Origin of the sequence: Mycolicibacter heraklionensis, assembly GCF_019645815.1 — a bacterium.
Taxonomy (GTDB): Bacteria; Actinomycetota; Actinomycetes; order Mycobacteriales; family Mycobacteriaceae; genus Mycobacterium; species Mycobacterium heraklionense.
Window position 1 is genome coordinate 3,323,163 of sequence record NZ_CP080997.1, and the last position, 13,996, is coordinate 3,337,158.

Sequence of the window (13,996 nt, forward strand, 5' to 3'; positions counted from 1 at the left end):
GGGACCCCGGAAAGTCCGTAGTCTGCTGCGGCGAATCCGGGCCGGCTCACCGGCCGGCGGCGGTGTCGCGCAGCTCCCGGCGTGAGCGGATGCCCAGCTTGGCGAAGACCTTGCGCAGGTGCCACTCGACGGTGTGAGCACTGATGAACAGCTGCGCCCCGATCTCGACATTCGTCAGGCCGGCGCCGGCCAGCTCGGCGATCTGCTGCTCCTGAGGTGTCAGCGCGTCACCGCCGGCCGCGGCCCGGCCGCTGATCTTGTCCCCGATCGCATGCAGTTCGCGCCGGCTGCGTTGCGCGAAGGCCTGTGCCCCGAAGCCAGTGAACATCTCGTGGGCGGTCCGCAGCTGCGTACGCGCGTCGCCGCGCCGCTTCTCCCGTCGCAGCCATTCCCCATACACCAAGTGCGCACGAGCCAGGTCCACGGCGATCCGGGTGCGCCCCAACCGCTCGACGGCCTCGACATAGTGGTCCTCGGCGGTCGGCCCGTCGCACATCAGCGCACGCGAGCGGGCCAGCACGCCCAGCCCCCAGTCCGTTCCGCCGACGGTGGTGCGTTCCTGCAGCAGTGCCAGCGCCTCGGCGGCCAGCGATTGCTCGCCGGCCCGGGCACCGGACTCCACCAGCTCGGCCAGATTCCACCCGTAGATGCCGAGATCTTCGTAGTCCAGCGTCGGGCGCAGCGCGTCGCACGCCGACTGGTAGCGGCCCAGGCCGTTGTACAGCACCGCGGAGGCGTAGCCGATCAGCGCGGTGATACGTCCCTCGCCGCGGGCGGCCCCGCTGCGCGCCGCGGCGGCGATCAGCGCGGTCGCCTCGGCTTCCTCGCCCGTCCAGGCCGCCAACGCCAACGCGTGGTAGCGCACCGGCGTCTGACCGGCAGCCGCGGACAGGGCGTCGGCATCGGCGATCAGCGCACGCGCCGCCGCGAAGTCGCCCGCCTGCACGTGTACACCGGCCCGGGTCGTCAACGCGACCGGCAGCATGGCCAGCGCACCGGTGTCGGTCGCCACCCGCACGGCGTCGTCGGCGATCCGATACCAGGACTCGTCGTCCCACAGGTCGTGCACGGCGGCTTCGTATCCGATCGGAAATGCCTGCCATGACCAGGTGCGCGGGGTGAGTGCGGCGACCGCGGCACGCAACGGCTGCAGGCCGGCCCGGCAACCGGCGCTGATGCGGGTGGTCAGCGCAAGCAACAGTAGGTCGGCCGGCCGGTTCGGGGCAGTCCGCACACCAGCTGCCAGCGCCGCCGCGGTGTGGTTGCGCACCTGCGCTCCGAACGCCCGGCCCGCATACATCGCCGCGCTGACCGCTTCCAGCAGGGTCTCTTGCGCCATCGCCGCGTCAATCGCTTCCAAACGACTTGCAGCGCTGAAGAATTGGTGAACGGAATCGAGAATGGTGGCTGCGTGGCCGCTGCCGCGGCCACGAGTGAAGGCCAACTGTGCGCGCATCCGCGCCAGCCGGGCGCGCTGCCGCTCATCGAGGGGCGCCAGCTCGGCGGTGGCCAGCAGCGCCGCCGCCGCGTCCGTTTCAGCGACCGCCCGCTTGGCTTCGGCGGCATCGAGCGCACGGGATCCGCGCTGCAGCGGGTCGGGGGTCAGCTCGGTGGCACGAGCCAAAAACGCTGCCGCCGCGGCGGTTCCACCGCGCAACGCCGCCCGGTCAGCGGAGCGCTCCAGCTCCGCGGCGACAGATTCGTCCGGGCCGGCTGCCGCGTGGGCGCGATGCCAAGCCCGCCGGTCGGGGTCGTGTGCCGGGTCGGTGGCCTGCGCCAGGGCACGGTGGGCTTCCCGGCGGTCCTCCAGATGCGCGGCGCGGTAGATCGCCGAGCGCACCAGTGGATGGCGAAACCGCACCCGCGCGCCCACCTCGATCAGGCTGGCCTCCTCGGCCGCGTCCAGTGCCGGCGCGGCCAGGCCCAGCACGTCGGCCGCCCGCAGCAGCAGCGCCGCATCCCCCACCGGCTCAGCGGCACCCAGCAACAAGAGCCGTTGGGCGTCGTCGGGCAGCGCACGGACCCGGGCCAGGTAGTGGCGTTCGATCTGTCCGGCCACCGGCACCACGTCCGGGCGGTAGTAGCCGCCGGCCAGTTCGGCCGCGGACAGGCCCCGCGGCAGTTCCAGCAGCGCCAGCGGGTTGCCGTGTGTCTCGGCGACGATCCGGTCGGCAACCTGGGGGTCGATCGGGCTCGGCAGCGCCGATTCCAGCACGGCGCGCGCGTCGGCCTCAGCCAGGCCGCGCAGCATCAGCTTCGGCAGCCCGGTCAGGCCGTCTACGGGTTCACGCAGTGCGCACACCAGCGCGATGGGTTCGGCCTGCAGTCGCCGGGCCACGAACCCCAGCGTCTGAGCCGAAACCCGATCGAGCCAGTGGGCGTCGTCGATCAGGCACAGGACCGGCTGCCGGGCGGCGATCCCGGCCAGCAGCCCCAGCACCGCCAGCCCGACCAGAAATCGGTCGGGTGCCGGCCCGCTGCTCATGCCGAAGGCGATGGCCAGCGCCTCGCGCTGCGGTTCGGGCAGCCGGCCCATGCCGTTGGCCAGCGGGGCGCACAGCTGCTGCAGGCCGGCGAAAGCCAGCTCCATGTCGGACTCCACCCCGGCCGCCCGGATCACGTGGAAGTCCGGCGCGGATTCGGCCAGGTAGTCCAGCAGAGCGGTCTTGCCGATCCCGGCCTCGCCGCGCAGGATCTGCACTTGAGCGCGGCCGGCCCGGGCGGCGGCGAGGGTGTCCCGCAGCTGGCTGCACTCGGACTCTCGTCCGGTCAGCCGCCCACCAGACGCAAAGGCCCCCATTTCGAGTCCGAAATGGGGGCTTTCGCGTCTGCTCACGCAGAAAAAATTAACCCTTGCGGGCCTTGATCGCCTCGGTCAGCTGCGGGGCGACCTTGAACAGGTCCCCGACGATGCCGAAGTCGGCGATCTCGAAGATCGGCGCTTCCTCGTCCTTGTTGACCACGACGATGGTCTTGGACGTCTGCATGCCGGCCCGGTGCTGGATCGCACCGGAGATGCCCAGCGCGATATACAGCTGCGGCGAGACCGTCTTGCCGGTCTGACCGATCTGGAACTGGCCCGGGTAGTAGCCCGAGTCCACCGCGGCACGCGAGGCGCCGACGGCCGCACCGAGCGAGTCGGCCAGCTCCTCGACCACCGAGAAACTCTCGGCACTGCCGACACCGCGACCACCGGACACCACGATGGGGGCCTCGGTGAGCTCCGGGCGGTCACCGGCCACGGCCGGCTGACGCGAGGTGATCTTGGTGGCGTTCTCGGCTGCTGCGGGCACCTCCACGGTGACCTGCTCACCCGCACCAGCGACCGGCGCAGGCTCAACCGCACCCGCGCGGACGGTGATGACCGGAGTCTCGCCGGTGGGCTCGGCCTCGACGGTGAACGCACCGCCGAAGATCGAGTGCACCACCTTGGCGCCCGCCTTGACCTCGACCACGTCGACCAGCAGACCGGAACCGATCCGGGCCGCCAGCCGGCCGGCCACCTCCTTGCCGTCGGCGTTGGCGGCGATCAGCACCGCAGCCGGGGCAGCCGACTCGGCCAGCCCGGCCAGCACGTCGACGGTCGGGGTGACCAGGTAGTTCTCCACCATGTCGGACTCGGCGACGTAGATCTTGGCGGCGCCGGCCTCCTTCAGGCCGTCTACCAGCGGGGCGGCGGTGCCGGGGGCACCGACGACGACGGCAGACGGTTCGCCGAGCTCACGCGCGGCGGTGATCAGTTCGGAGCTGACCTTCTTCAGCGCTCCGTCAGCGTGCTCAACGAGCACAAGTACTTCAGCCATGTCTATTTCTTCCGTCTTCTTCCAGGTCCGGGGATCGCTTAGATGATTTTCTGGCCGACCAGGTATTCGGCGATCTTGGTGCCGCCGTCGCCTTCGTCGGTCACCTTCTCACCGGCGGTCTTCGGCGGCTTCGGGATCGAAGCGGTCACCTTGGAACCGGCGTTGGCGACACCGACCTCGTCGGCCTCGACCCCGATCTCGGCCAGGGTGAGCACGGTGACTTCCTTCTTCTTGGCGGCCATGATGCCCTTGAAGGAGGGGAAGCGCGGCTCGTTGATCTTCTCGTTGACGCTCACCACGGCCGGCAGCGAGGCCTCCAGGGTGAACACGCCCTCGTCGGTCTCCCGCTCGCCGGTGACCTTGCCGTCCTCAACGCTGAGCTTGCGCAGGTGGGTCAGCTGCGGCAGACCCAGGTACTCGGCGATGATCGCCGGAACCGCACCGCCGACACCGTCGGTCGACTCGTTGCCGGCGATGACCAGCTCGGTGCCCTCGATGGCGCCCAGGGCGCGGGCCAGCGCCCAGCCGGTCTGGACGACGTCGGAGCCCTTCATGCCGTCGTCGAGGAGGTGCACGGCCTTGTCAGCCCCCATCGACAGCGCCTTGCGGATCGCCTCGGTGGCCCGCTCCGGGCCGGCGGTCAGCACGGTGACGGTGCCTTCGGCGCCTTCCCGCTCCCGGATCTGCAACGCCTCTTCGACGGCCCGCTCGTTGATCTCATCGAGCACGGCGTCGGCGGCCTCACGGTCCAGCGTGAAGTCACCGTCGGTGAGCTTGCGCTCCGACCAGGTGTCTGGGACCTGTTTGATCAGGACCACGATGTTCGTCATGAGTGTGGTTCGTCCTCCTCGAAGGGGTCCTGCAGCGGCGAGCCACAAGACTGGGGCAGCGATTCACGCAGCCGCACGAGAAATGTTACTCACCGGTAACTTAGTGCGGTTCGCGTGTACAGCGTAGCGGGTCGTGATAAAGCCATGTGGGGTAGCCGGTTCGTGGACCGTGCCCTTCGCGTTAGCCTGCCTGTGCGATGAAATCTACGAATGCCGCCGGAGACCCCACCGGCACGCCGCCCGGCGACAGCACGCTGACGCTGACCGGGGAGCGCACCATCCCCGGACTCGACGTCGAGAACTACTGGTTCCGGCGTCACGAGGTGGTCTACCAGCAGCTGGCGCCGCGCTGCAGCGGCCGCGAAGTCCTGGAGGCCGGCTTCGGCGAGGGCTACGGCGCCGACCTGATCGCGCGGGTCGCCCAGCGGGTGATCGGCGTCGACTACGACGACTCCGCGGTGGCCCACGTACGGGCCCGCTATCCACGCGTCGAAGCCGTCCAGGGAAACCTCGCCGAGCTGCCGCTGCCCGACGCGGCCGTAGACGTGGTGGTCAACTTCCAAGTCATCGAGCACCTCTGGGACCAGGGGCAGTTCATCGCCGAATGCGCCCGGGTGCTGCGGCCCGGCGGATTGCTCATGGTGTCGACTCCCAACCGGATCACCTTCTCCCCCGGTCGCGACACTCCGATCAACCCCTTCCACACCCGCGAGCTCAACGCCGCCGAACTGACCGAGCTGCTGGTCGAGGGCGGATTCGAGATCGAGGGGGTCTACGGGGTTTTCCATGGACCGGCGCTGGCCGAGATGGATGCCCGGCACGGCGGCTCGATCATCGACGCCCAGATCGCGCGGGCGGTCGCCGATGCGCCCTGGCCGGCCGACCTGCTGGCCGATGTCGCCGGTGTCACCTGCGACGATTTCGACATCCTGGATGCTGCGGAAAGCGACATCGACGACAGCCTGGACCTGGTGGCGATCGCGGTGCGCCGGTGACCGAAGAATCCAACGGCTCGGTACCGGGCCTGTTCACCCTGGTGCTGCACACCCACCTGCCCTGGCTGGCGCACCACGGCCGCTGGCCCGTCGGCGAGGAGTGGCTCTACCAATCCTGGTCGGCGGCGTACCTGCCGCTGGTGCGGGTGCTGCGGACGCTGGCCGCCGAAGGCCGGCGGAACCTGCTCACGCTCGGGGTGACACCGGTGGTCGCCGCCCAGCTCGACGACCCGTACTGTCTGGACGGGATGCACCACTGGCTGGCGAACTGGCAGCTGCGCGCTGCCCAGGCCACCACCTTGGCCGACATCCGCCCGTTCGGGCTGCACGAATGCGCCGCCGCCGAACAGGCTCTCGAGGAGTTCGCGCTGCTGTGGCGCCACGGCGCCAGCCCGCTGCTGCGGGAGCTGGTGCAGGCGCAGACGGTGGAACTGCTCGGCGGTCCGCTGGCCCACCCGTTCCAGCCCCTGCTGGCGCCACGTTTGCGCCAGTTCGCGCTGCACGAGGGACTGGCCGACGCCCGGGCGCGGCTGGCCCACACCCCCACCGGAATCTGGGCGCCGGAATGCGCCTACACGCCCGGCCTGGAAACCGAGTACGCGGCCGCCGGGATTTCGCACTTCATGGTCGACGGCCCGTCGCTGCACGGCGACACCACACTGGGCCGACCGGTCGGTGACTCCGATGTGATCGCATTCGGCCGTGACTTGTCGGTCAGCTACCGGGTGTGGTCGCCGAAGTCGGGCTATCCGGGGCATGACGCCTACCGGGATTTCCACACCCATGACCACCGCACCGGGTTGAAGCCGTCCCGGGTCACCGGCCGCAACGTCGCCCCCGAGCAGAAGGCGCCGTATGACCCGCAGCGCGCCGACGCCGCGATCGATGCCCACGTCGCCGATTTCGTCGAGGTGGTCCGGGGCCGCCTGCAGTCCGAGTCCGAGCGGATCGGCCGCCCCGCCCACGTGGTCGCCGCATTCGACACCGAGCTGTTCGGCCACTGGTGGTACGAGGGACCGACCTGGCTGGCCCGGGTCTTGCGGGCACTGCCGGCAGCGGGGGTTCGCGTCGGGACACTCGCGGATGCGATCAACTCCGGCTTCGTCGGCGAGGCGGTCGAACTGCCACCCAGCTCGTGGGGCTCGGGCAAGGACTGGCGAGTGTGGTCCGGGGAGAAGGTCGCCGACCTGGTGCAGCTCAACTCCGAGGTGACCGAGACCGCCCTGGGCGCCGTCGACAAGGCCCTGGCGCAGACGGCCGCGCCATCGGGGCCCACCCCCCGTGACCGGGTCGCCGACCAGATCCTGCGCGAGGCGCTGCTGACCGTCTCCAGTGACTGGCCGTTCATGGTCAGCAAGGACTCCGCGGCCGACTACGCCCGCTACCGCGCGCAGCTGCACGCGCACGCCACCCGCGAGATCGCCGACGCACTGGCCGGCGGCCACCGAGACACGGCGCAGCGCTTGGCCGACGGCTGGAATAAGGCCGACGGTCTGTTCGGCGCCCTCGATGCCCGTAGGCTGCCACGGTGACCCCCATCCAGCGGAGCCCCCTCCCGCGCGAGCGTGCGCAAACCCGGTGTTTGTCTCGGCGTGTCGGCCGGGGACACGCACGCTCGCCGGAGAATGGACTCGCCGCGTGAAGATCCTGATGGTGTCGTGGGAATACCCGCCGGTGGTGATCGGCGGGCTGGGTCGACATGTCCATCACCTGTCGACCGCGCTGGCCTCCGCCGGGCACGACGTCGTCGTCCTGTGCCGGCGCCCCTATGGCACCGACCCGAGTACTCACCCGTCGTCCGACGAGATCAGCGAGGGCGTGCGGGTTATCGCCGCCGCGCAGGACCCGCACGAGTTCTCCTTCGGCGAGGACATGATGGCCTGGACGCTGGCGATGGGACATTCGATGGTCCGCGCCGGACTGTCGCTGAAGATCGACGGCGGCCAGAGCGTGTGGCGCCCCGATCTGGTGCACGCCCACGACTGGCTGGTGGCGCACCCTGCCATTGCGCTCGCCGAATTCTACGATGTGCCTTTGGTTTCCACGATCCACGCCACCGAGGCGGGGCGTCACTCGGGCTGGGTGTCCGGGGCGTTGAGCCGTCAGGTGCACGCGGTGGAGTCGTGGCTGGTCCGCGAATCCGATTCGCTGATCACCTGTTCGGCCTCGATGCGAGATGAGATCACCGACCTGTTCGGGCCCGGGCTGGCCGAAACCACCGTGATCCGCAACGGCATTGACGCCGCGCGGTGGCCGTTCGCCAGCCGGCAGCCCCGCAGCGGCCCGCCGGAGATCCTGTTCGTCGGGCGACTCGAATACGAGAAGGGCGTGCACGACATCATTGCGGCCCTGCCGCGGATCCGGCGCGCCCACCCGGGAACCACGCTGACCATCGCCGGCGACGGCACGCAGCAGGACTGGCTGGTCGAGTGCGCCCGAAAGAACCGGGTACTCAAGGCAACCCGGTTCATCGGCCGGGTCGACCACGACGAGCTGTTGGCACTGTTGCACCGGGCCGACGCCGCGGCGCTGCCCAGCCACTACGAACCGTTCGGCCTGGCGGCACTGGAGGCCGCTGCCGCCGGGACCCCGCTGGTGGTCGCCAACGTGGGCGGACTGGGCGAGGCGGTGATCAACGGCGAAACCGGGATGTCCTGCCCGCCGCGCGACGTACCAGCCCTGGCCGCGGCCGTCTGCCACGTGCTCGACGACCCGGCCGCAGCCCAGCGCCGCGCCGTCGCTGCCCGGGAGCGGCTCAGCTCCGACTTCGATTGGCACACCGTCGCCGACGAGACCGCCCAGGTGTACCTGGCGGCCAAACGTCGCTTGCGAGACCCGCAGCCACGCCGGCCGATCATCGAGCACGCACTGCCGGACCGGTAGACCCGGCGAGATGAGAAGTCGCGCCGCGATCCTGCGAACCTACGGTGGCCCCTGGTCGGTCGAGGAGTTCGAGCTCGATCCGCCGCGCGCCGGCGAGGTCTTGGTCCAAATGGCCGCGGCGGGCCTGTGCCATTCCGACGAACACATCCGCCAGGGTCACCTGGCCCCGCCTGCGCAGCTCGCCCCGACTGCGCCGACGATCGGCGGCCACGAGGGCTCCGGGGTGGTCGTGCAGGTCGGAGACGGTGTCACGGCACTGTCCCCCGGCGATCACGTGGTGACGTCATTCGTCGCGGTCTGCGGTCAATGTCATTGGTGCTCTTCGGGTATGGAGTACATCTGTGACGCCGGAGCGGGAACCATGCTGCCCGGGATGCCCACCGACGGCACCTTCCGGCACCACGACGCGGACGGCCGGGACCTGGCTCATGTCTCCAAGATTGGCGCGTTCGCCGAACACACCGTGGTCTCGGCGGCCTCGCTGGTCAAGATCGATCCGCACCTGCCCCTGCTTCCCGCCGCCCTATTGGCCTGCGCGGTGCCGACCGGGTACGGCTCGGCGGCGTATCGCGCCGGGGTGCGCGGCGGCGACACCGTCGTGGTCATCGGGGTGGGCGGCATCGGCACAGCCGCCATCCAGGGCGCCCGCATCAACGGCGCGGTGCGGATCGTCGCGGTGGATCCCGTTGCCTTCAAGCGGGAGTCGGCGGCTACGTTCGGCGCCACGCACACCGCGGCCAGCGCCGCCGAGGCGTTCGAGATGGTCCGCGACCTGACCCGCGGGGTGATGGCCGACGCCGTGGTGGTGTCCCCCGCCGTCGTCACCGATTCCGATGTCGAGGACGCGCTGCGGCTGACCCGAAAGGCCGGGACCTGCGTGCTGACCGGGATGGCGGTGCAGGGCACCCGGACCAGCATCGACCCCCAGGACATGATGCTGATGAACAAGACGCTGTGCGGCACCGTCTTCGGCTCCTGCAACCCGCGGACCGACATCCCGCTCTTGGCCACGCTCTACGAGGCGGGCCGCCTGCACCTCGATGAGATGATCACCAGGCGCTACTCGCTCGAGGACGTCAACCAGGCGTATCAAGACCTGGCCGCCGGCGAATTGATCAGGGGCGTCATCGACTTCGGCCGGTAGCTCCGCACGCCCCTATCGGGTGATGGTGAACCCATCCAGCGTGCCGGCATCCCGCCAGGCAGTAAGGATGTCGGCGTACTCGGTGGGGCTGCCGAAGAAGAAGCTGTCCTGGCGCAGCCGTTCGTTCGCGTGGCCCTCGCGGTTGTAGTAGCCCGGGGTGCACGTCTCGCGCCGGCCGGCGATAACCCCGGAACGCGCCACCACGGCGTCGACCCAGCTCTGCTCCGCGTCCGCGGTGGCCTCCAGCGCGGTCACCCCCTGCTGCAACGCCCGGGCGATCACCCAGGCGATGTGCCGCGACTGGGTGTCGATCAGGTAGGGGAAGTTCACCGTGAACCCGGATTGCGCGATGCTCTCGATGAAGCAGTTCGGGAAGCCGTGGGTGTGCAGGCCGTGGAAGGTGCGCACCCCGTCGGCCCACTTGTCGGTCAGCGTCACCCCGTCGCGCCCGATCACCTCGAAACCGGTGCGCCGGCAGTAGTCGGTGCCCACCTCGAAGCCGGTCGCGAAAACCAGGCAGTCCAGCGGGTATTCGACGCCGTCGACCACCGCGCCGATGCGGGTGATCTGCTCGACACCGCGGCCTTTCGTGTCGACCAGCGTGACATTGTCGCGGTTGAACGCCTGCAGGTACTCGTCGTGGAAGCACGGCCGCTTGCAGTAGTAGCCGTACCACGGCTTGAGTGCCTCGGCGGTGGCCGGATCGTCCACCAGCGCGTCGATACGGCCGCGGATCTCTTCCATCTTGGCGAAGTCGGCGAGTTCGGCGGCGTTGGGGCCACCCTCATTGACGATCGGCATCTGCTTGGTCAGGCTGGTCCAGGCGTCGTCGACCAGGTCCTCGTCGGCCTGGCCGCCCGCGGTCAGGATCTGAAAGTTCTCCATCCGGCGCTGTTGCCAGCCCGGTTCCAGCTGCGCCGCCCACTGCGGGTCGGTCGGCCGGTTGCCCCGCACGTCCACCGTCGACGGTGTGCGCTGAAAGACGTACAGCTGCCCGGCCGCTTCGGCCAGTCGCGGCACGCACTGGATCGCGGTGGCACCGGTTCCGATGATCCCGACCCGCTTGTCGGCCAGCCGCTCCAGATCCACGCCGGTGTAGTCGTAGTCCCAGCGGCTGGTATGGAAGGTTCGGCCGGCGAACTCGTCGATGCCGGGGATTCCGGGCAGCTTCGGCTTCTGCAGATAGCCATTGGCCATCGACACGAATCGGGCCCGGAATGCGTCGCCGCGATTGGTCGTGATCACCCAGCGCGATACCGCCTGGTCCCAACGTATTTCGGTGACCTCGGTCTGCAGGCAGGCGTCGGAGTACAAGTCGTAGTGGCGGGCAATGCGCTGGCAGTGCGCGAAGATCTCCGGGCCCTTGGCGTATTTCTCGGTCGGCACGTAGCCGAGCTCCTCCAGCAGGGGCATGTAGACGTAGGACTCCACGTCGCATGCGATGCCCGGATACCGATTCCAGTACCAGGTGCCCCCGACGTCGGCCGCCTTGTCGATCAACCGAATGCATCCCACGCCGAGCTCCCGCAGCCGGGCACCGGTCAGCAGCCCCCCGAAACCGGCTCCCACGATCGCGACGTCGACCTCATCGGACAGCGGTTCCCGGCTGAAACCCGGGTCGGCCCAGGGGTCTTCGGCGAACCGGGCGAAGCGGCCCGCCACCTCGACATACTGGTCGATCCCGTCGTTTCGCAGGCGCCGCTGGCGTTCCCGGGCGTACTTGTCGCGCAGGGCATTCGGATCGAAGTCCTGGCCCCCAGCAGTCTCCGGATCCTGGACATCGGTCACTATCAGGCACCTCCGGAACGCCGCACAGCCAGCCCAGCAACCGGCTCAGCATATAATCAATCAATTGATCATATCAACGGGCGGCGAACAGAGTGCCCCTGATCAGCCGCTTCGCGGCGGCCAGCGCCGCGTGATAGGTCTCCGGCGAACCGGTCGCCGCCAGCTCCGTCAAGCCATAGACCAGGGCGTAGGTCACCTCGACCGCCGACCGCGTTGCGGGAGCGTCACGGCTGCGGTCCTCAGCAACGATGCCGGTGATGATGTCGCGCAGTTCCTGCAGCCCGACGTTCCCGGCCTCCCCCGGGTAGACGGTCACGGCGTTCTGGGCGCGAATCGCCCACTCGAACGTGGCGAGATCGGGATGCTCGCGCATGAGGTCGCCGGACTCGTCCAGCACGGCCTCGATCCGGTCGACGACCGTGCCGGGCCGCTCGGCGGCGCGCCGCAGCCGCGGCAGCGCGATCTCGGCCCGGGCGGCGATCGCGGCTGCCACCAGGTCAGCCTTGTTGGGAAAGTAGTTATAGAGATTGGCGCTGGTGACGCCCGCGGTGCGCGCGATCTGACGGATGGTGGTCCGCGAATAGCCCAATTCGGCCACGCATCGGATGGTGGCGGCAATGATCCGCTGGCGGGTTTCCTCGCCGACGGCGCCGACCGGGCGACCGAGCTGCGGTGTCGTCATGGCATCAATCTTCGCAGTGGTTGACCCACCGAATCGAGGACCGACATAATCCGGTAATCATGGTCGTCAGTTCGTCGCCGCGAGGGCGGCCTGCTGGAATCAACAGCAACGAGACTCGGCGGCGGATCATCGACGCGGCCATGCGGTGTGTGGCCGAGTCCGGTTGCGCCGGCGCCGGCATCCGCGAGATCGCCGCCGCCGCTGAGATCACCAGCGGCAGCCTCTACCACCACTTCCCGAGCAAGGCCGAGTTGCTACAGGCGACCGTGGCGGCGGCCCGCGAGGCCGCGCTGCCGCGGTTGCGCATCGCCGCACGACGCCACAGCGACGTCGTGGCCCAGCTCGCTGCGGTGCTCGAGGAAGCCGACCGGATGGCGCAGGAAAATCCACAGCTGGCCGCGTTCGATCGGGCGATGGGGACGGTGCCGCCGTTACGCGATGTCATCGGGGAGATCGTCAGCGATGCGCAGCGCGGCGGAGCGCTGGCGGCCGGCGTCGAGCCCGACGGTGCCGCGGACGCTGTCTACGCCCTGGCTCGAGGATTGGCCGAGCAGGCGGATCGCCTGCCACCGGCGGCTTACCGCGACGCACTGCGCGGCGCCGAAGATCTCATCCGGGGCGCGCTGTTCTAGGCGCCCGCGTTCTAAGCGCTTGCCGCGGCGGCTATTCCGATGTCGATCCATTCGGCGAGCTGACTTCGAGAGTCCACGTGCTCGCCATCGACATGGACCCAGCCGCGCATGGTCCGCCCACCCATCTCCATGGGTTGGGCGGCGGTGGTCCTCACAAGCTCTTCGGCGCGTGCCGCTCCGACGCGGACCAGCAATCCGCCGGCGATGGCGGCGACGGCGATCTTGCCGGCGACCATGAAGGCCAGTCCGCCGAACATCGCCTTTTCCAGCACCGGTGGACCATCGGCGGCGAATAGCTCCCGCACACGGGCGGCCAGCTGCGCGTCGTAAGCCACTATGACCCCGGGTGCCAGTCGCGGATCGCTGCCGCGAACTGTTCGGGCGCATCGGAGGGGACGAAGTGGCCGGCGCCTTTGACGATGACGGTCCGGTGGTTGGTCAGCGTCTGTTCCCACTGCCGCAATTCCCTGTCACCGAAGGCGAAGTCGCCGTCACCCCAGATGATCAGCGCTGGGAGCGCGGCGATGGCGGGCAGCCCGGCTTCGACGTCGGCGAGAAAGGCACGGCTGGCGGTGATCTCACGGGGAAAGACCGCCGCCGCCTCCCGCCGCGCGGGGCTGTCGAGGGCCTTTTGGTAGTGGGCCATCTCCGCACCGGTGGGCTTGGTGAGCCGGTGCCCGACGGGGATCATCACCTTGACGAAGAGATTGAACTGCCGGATCAGCAGGCGTCCGATTCCGCCGCCCATCACATGCGACATGATCTGTACGACCGGGGCACCGACCGGCCACGCCCAGGTGTTGGACAGCACCAATCGGTCAAAGACCTCGGGGCGTTGTTGCATGGTGGCCAACCCGATCGGGCCACCCCAGTCGTGCACCACCAAGGTGACCCCGCTCAGCGCAAGGGCGTCGACGAACGCGCCGATCACCGCGGAGTGTTCAGTGGGCAGGTACCAGTAGCCCGGCGCCGCCGACGACAGCCCGAATCCGGGGTAGTCCACGGCGATGCAACGAAATTCCGGCCGCAACGCCTCGATGACCTTGCGATAGTCGAACGACCAGGTCGGGTTGCCGTGCAGGAACAGCAGCACCGGCCCTGATCCCTCATCCACGTAGTGGACGCGGTTCCCGTCGATGTCGATGAACCGGCTCTCGAACGGGAACAACGTGTCCTCGACCCAGGCGGGCCGTTCCGCGACTGTCATGTCCACCTCCCTGGCTCACTTGATATAGTCAA

At 69.4% G+C, this 13,996-nt stretch carries 12 protein-coding genes; 5 read left to right on the forward strand and 7 right to left on the reverse strand.

The window, feature by feature from the left end; translation table 11 throughout:
* Window positions 1-46 precede the first annotated feature (46 nt).
* Genes K3U94_RS15715 through K3U94_RS15725 form a run of 3 tightly spaced genes read right to left on the reverse strand, consistent with a single transcriptional unit; the run spans window position 47 to window position 4,633 of the window.
* A complete protein-coding gene (locus tag K3U94_RS15715) occupies window positions 47-2,800 on the reverse strand; it encodes an AAA family ATPase (protein WP_220696829.1) in 2,754 nt (917 codons plus the stop codon).
* 46 nt (window positions 2,801-2,846) lie between these two features.
* Window positions 2,847-3,803, reverse strand: a complete 957-nt coding sequence (locus K3U94_RS15720; protein WP_220694305.1) for an electron transfer flavoprotein subunit alpha/FixB family protein — start codon at window positions 3,801-3,803, stop codon at window positions 2,847-2,849.
* A gap of 38 nt (window positions 3,804-3,841) precedes the next feature.
* A complete protein-coding gene (locus K3U94_RS15725) occupies window positions 3,842-4,633 on the reverse strand; it encodes an electron transfer flavoprotein subunit beta/FixA family protein (protein ID WP_047319048.1) in 792 nt (263 codons plus the stop codon).
* A 197-nt stretch (window positions 4,634-4,830) separates the two neighbouring features.
* Here K3U94_RS15725 and K3U94_RS15730 point away from each other — a divergent pair, with 197 nt between their 5' ends.
* The 4 genes from K3U94_RS15730 to K3U94_RS15745 all read left to right on the forward strand — a co-directional run bounded on the left by K3U94_RS15730 (window position 4,831) and on the right by K3U94_RS15745 (window position 9,655).
* Window positions 4,831-5,628: a class I SAM-dependent methyltransferase gene (locus K3U94_RS15730; protein WP_220694306.1), complete on the forward strand. Its 798-nt coding sequence runs from the start codon at window positions 4,831-4,833 to the stop codon at window positions 5,626-5,628.
* Window positions 5,625-7,160 carry a 1,4-alpha-glucan branching protein domain-containing protein gene (locus K3U94_RS15735; RefSeq protein ID WP_220694307.1) on the forward strand — a complete coding sequence of 512 codons (1,536 nt, stop codon included), beginning with the start codon at window positions 5,625-5,627 and terminating at the stop codon, window positions 7,158-7,160. The genes K3U94_RS15730 and K3U94_RS15735 overlap by 4 nt, the downstream gene beginning before the upstream one ends.
* Before the next feature lie 106 nt (window positions 7,161-7,266).
* Window positions 7,267-8,511, forward strand: a complete 1,245-nt coding sequence (locus K3U94_RS15740; RefSeq protein ID WP_220694308.1) for a glycosyltransferase family 4 protein — start codon at window positions 7,267-7,269, stop codon at window positions 8,509-8,511.
* A 10-nt stretch (window positions 8,512-8,521) separates the two neighbouring features.
* On the forward strand, window positions 8,522-9,655 hold the full coding sequence (locus tag K3U94_RS15745; protein WP_047319044.1) for an NDMA-dependent alcohol dehydrogenase: 1,134 nt from the start codon (window positions 8,522-8,524) through the stop codon (window positions 9,653-9,655).
* 12 nt (window positions 9,656-9,667) lie between these two features.
* Here K3U94_RS15745 and K3U94_RS15750 read toward each other — a convergent pair whose 3' ends face one another.
* Window positions 9,668-11,443 (reverse strand): flavin-containing monooxygenase, encoded by a 1,776-nt coding sequence (locus K3U94_RS15750; protein ID WP_220694309.1) that lies wholly within the window; start codon window positions 11,441-11,443, stop codon window positions 9,668-9,670.
* A 73-nt stretch (window positions 11,444-11,516) separates the two neighbouring features.
* On the reverse strand, window positions 11,517-12,125 hold the full coding sequence (locus K3U94_RS15755) for a TetR/AcrR family transcriptional regulator (protein WP_220694310.1): 609 nt from the start codon (window positions 12,123-12,125) through the stop codon (window positions 11,517-11,519).
* 59 nt (window positions 12,126-12,184) lie between these two features.
* On the opposite strand from K3U94_RS15755, the gene K3U94_RS15760 reads away from it, so the two are divergent.
* Window positions 12,185-12,757, forward strand: a complete 573-nt coding sequence (locus K3U94_RS15760) for a TetR/AcrR family transcriptional regulator (protein WP_220694311.1) — start codon at window positions 12,185-12,187, stop codon at window positions 12,755-12,757.
* 11 nt (window positions 12,758-12,768) lie between these two features.
* Here the strand turns inward: K3U94_RS15760 and K3U94_RS15765 are convergent, their stop codons facing one another.
* The gene (locus K3U94_RS15765) at window positions 12,769-13,092 is read right to left on the reverse strand and encodes a TfoX/Sxy family protein (protein ID WP_220694312.1); all 324 of its coding nucleotides are present in this window, start codon (window positions 13,090-13,092) and stop codon (window positions 12,769-12,771) included.
* Window positions 13,092-13,964 carry an alpha/beta fold hydrolase gene (locus K3U94_RS15770; protein WP_220694313.1) on the reverse strand — a complete coding sequence of 291 codons (873 nt, stop codon included), beginning with the start codon at window positions 13,962-13,964 and terminating at the stop codon, window positions 13,092-13,094. Before K3U94_RS15770 ends, K3U94_RS15765 begins: the two co-directional genes overlap by 1 nt.
* Between the last annotated feature and the right edge of the window lie 32 nt (window positions 13,965-13,996).

Bases quoted from the DNA above. Each gene is read 5' to 3' on its own strand.
- K3U94_RS15715 (WP_220696829.1), bottom strand. From the start codon at position 2,800: ATGGGGGCCTTTGCGTCTGGTGGGCGGCTGACCGGACGAGAGTCCGAG.
- K3U94_RS15720 (WP_220694305.1), bottom strand. From the start codon at position 3,803: ATGGCTGAAGTACTTGTGCTCGTTGAGCACGCTGACGGAGCGCTGAAG.
- K3U94_RS15725 (WP_047319048.1), bottom strand. From the start codon at position 4,633: ATGACGAACATCGTGGTCCTGATCAAACAGGTCCCAGACACCTGGTCG.
- K3U94_RS15730 (WP_220694306.1), top strand. From the start codon at position 4,831: ATGAAATCTACGAATGCCGCCGGAGACCCCACCGGCACGCCGCCCGGC.
- K3U94_RS15745 (WP_047319044.1), top strand. From the start codon at position 8,522: ATGAGAAGTCGCGCCGCGATCCTGCGAACCTACGGTGGCCCCTGGTCG.
- K3U94_RS15755 (WP_220694310.1), bottom strand. From the start codon at position 12,125: ATGACGACACCGCAGCTCGGTCGCCCGGTCGGCGCCGTCGGCGAGGAA.
- K3U94_RS15760 (WP_220694311.1), top strand. From the start codon at position 12,185: ATGGTCGTCAGTTCGTCGCCGCGAGGGCGGCCTGCTGGAATCAACAGC.
- K3U94_RS15770 (WP_220694313.1), bottom strand. From the start codon at position 13,964: ATGACAGTCGCGGAACGGCCCGCCTGGGTCGAGGACACGTTGTTCCCG.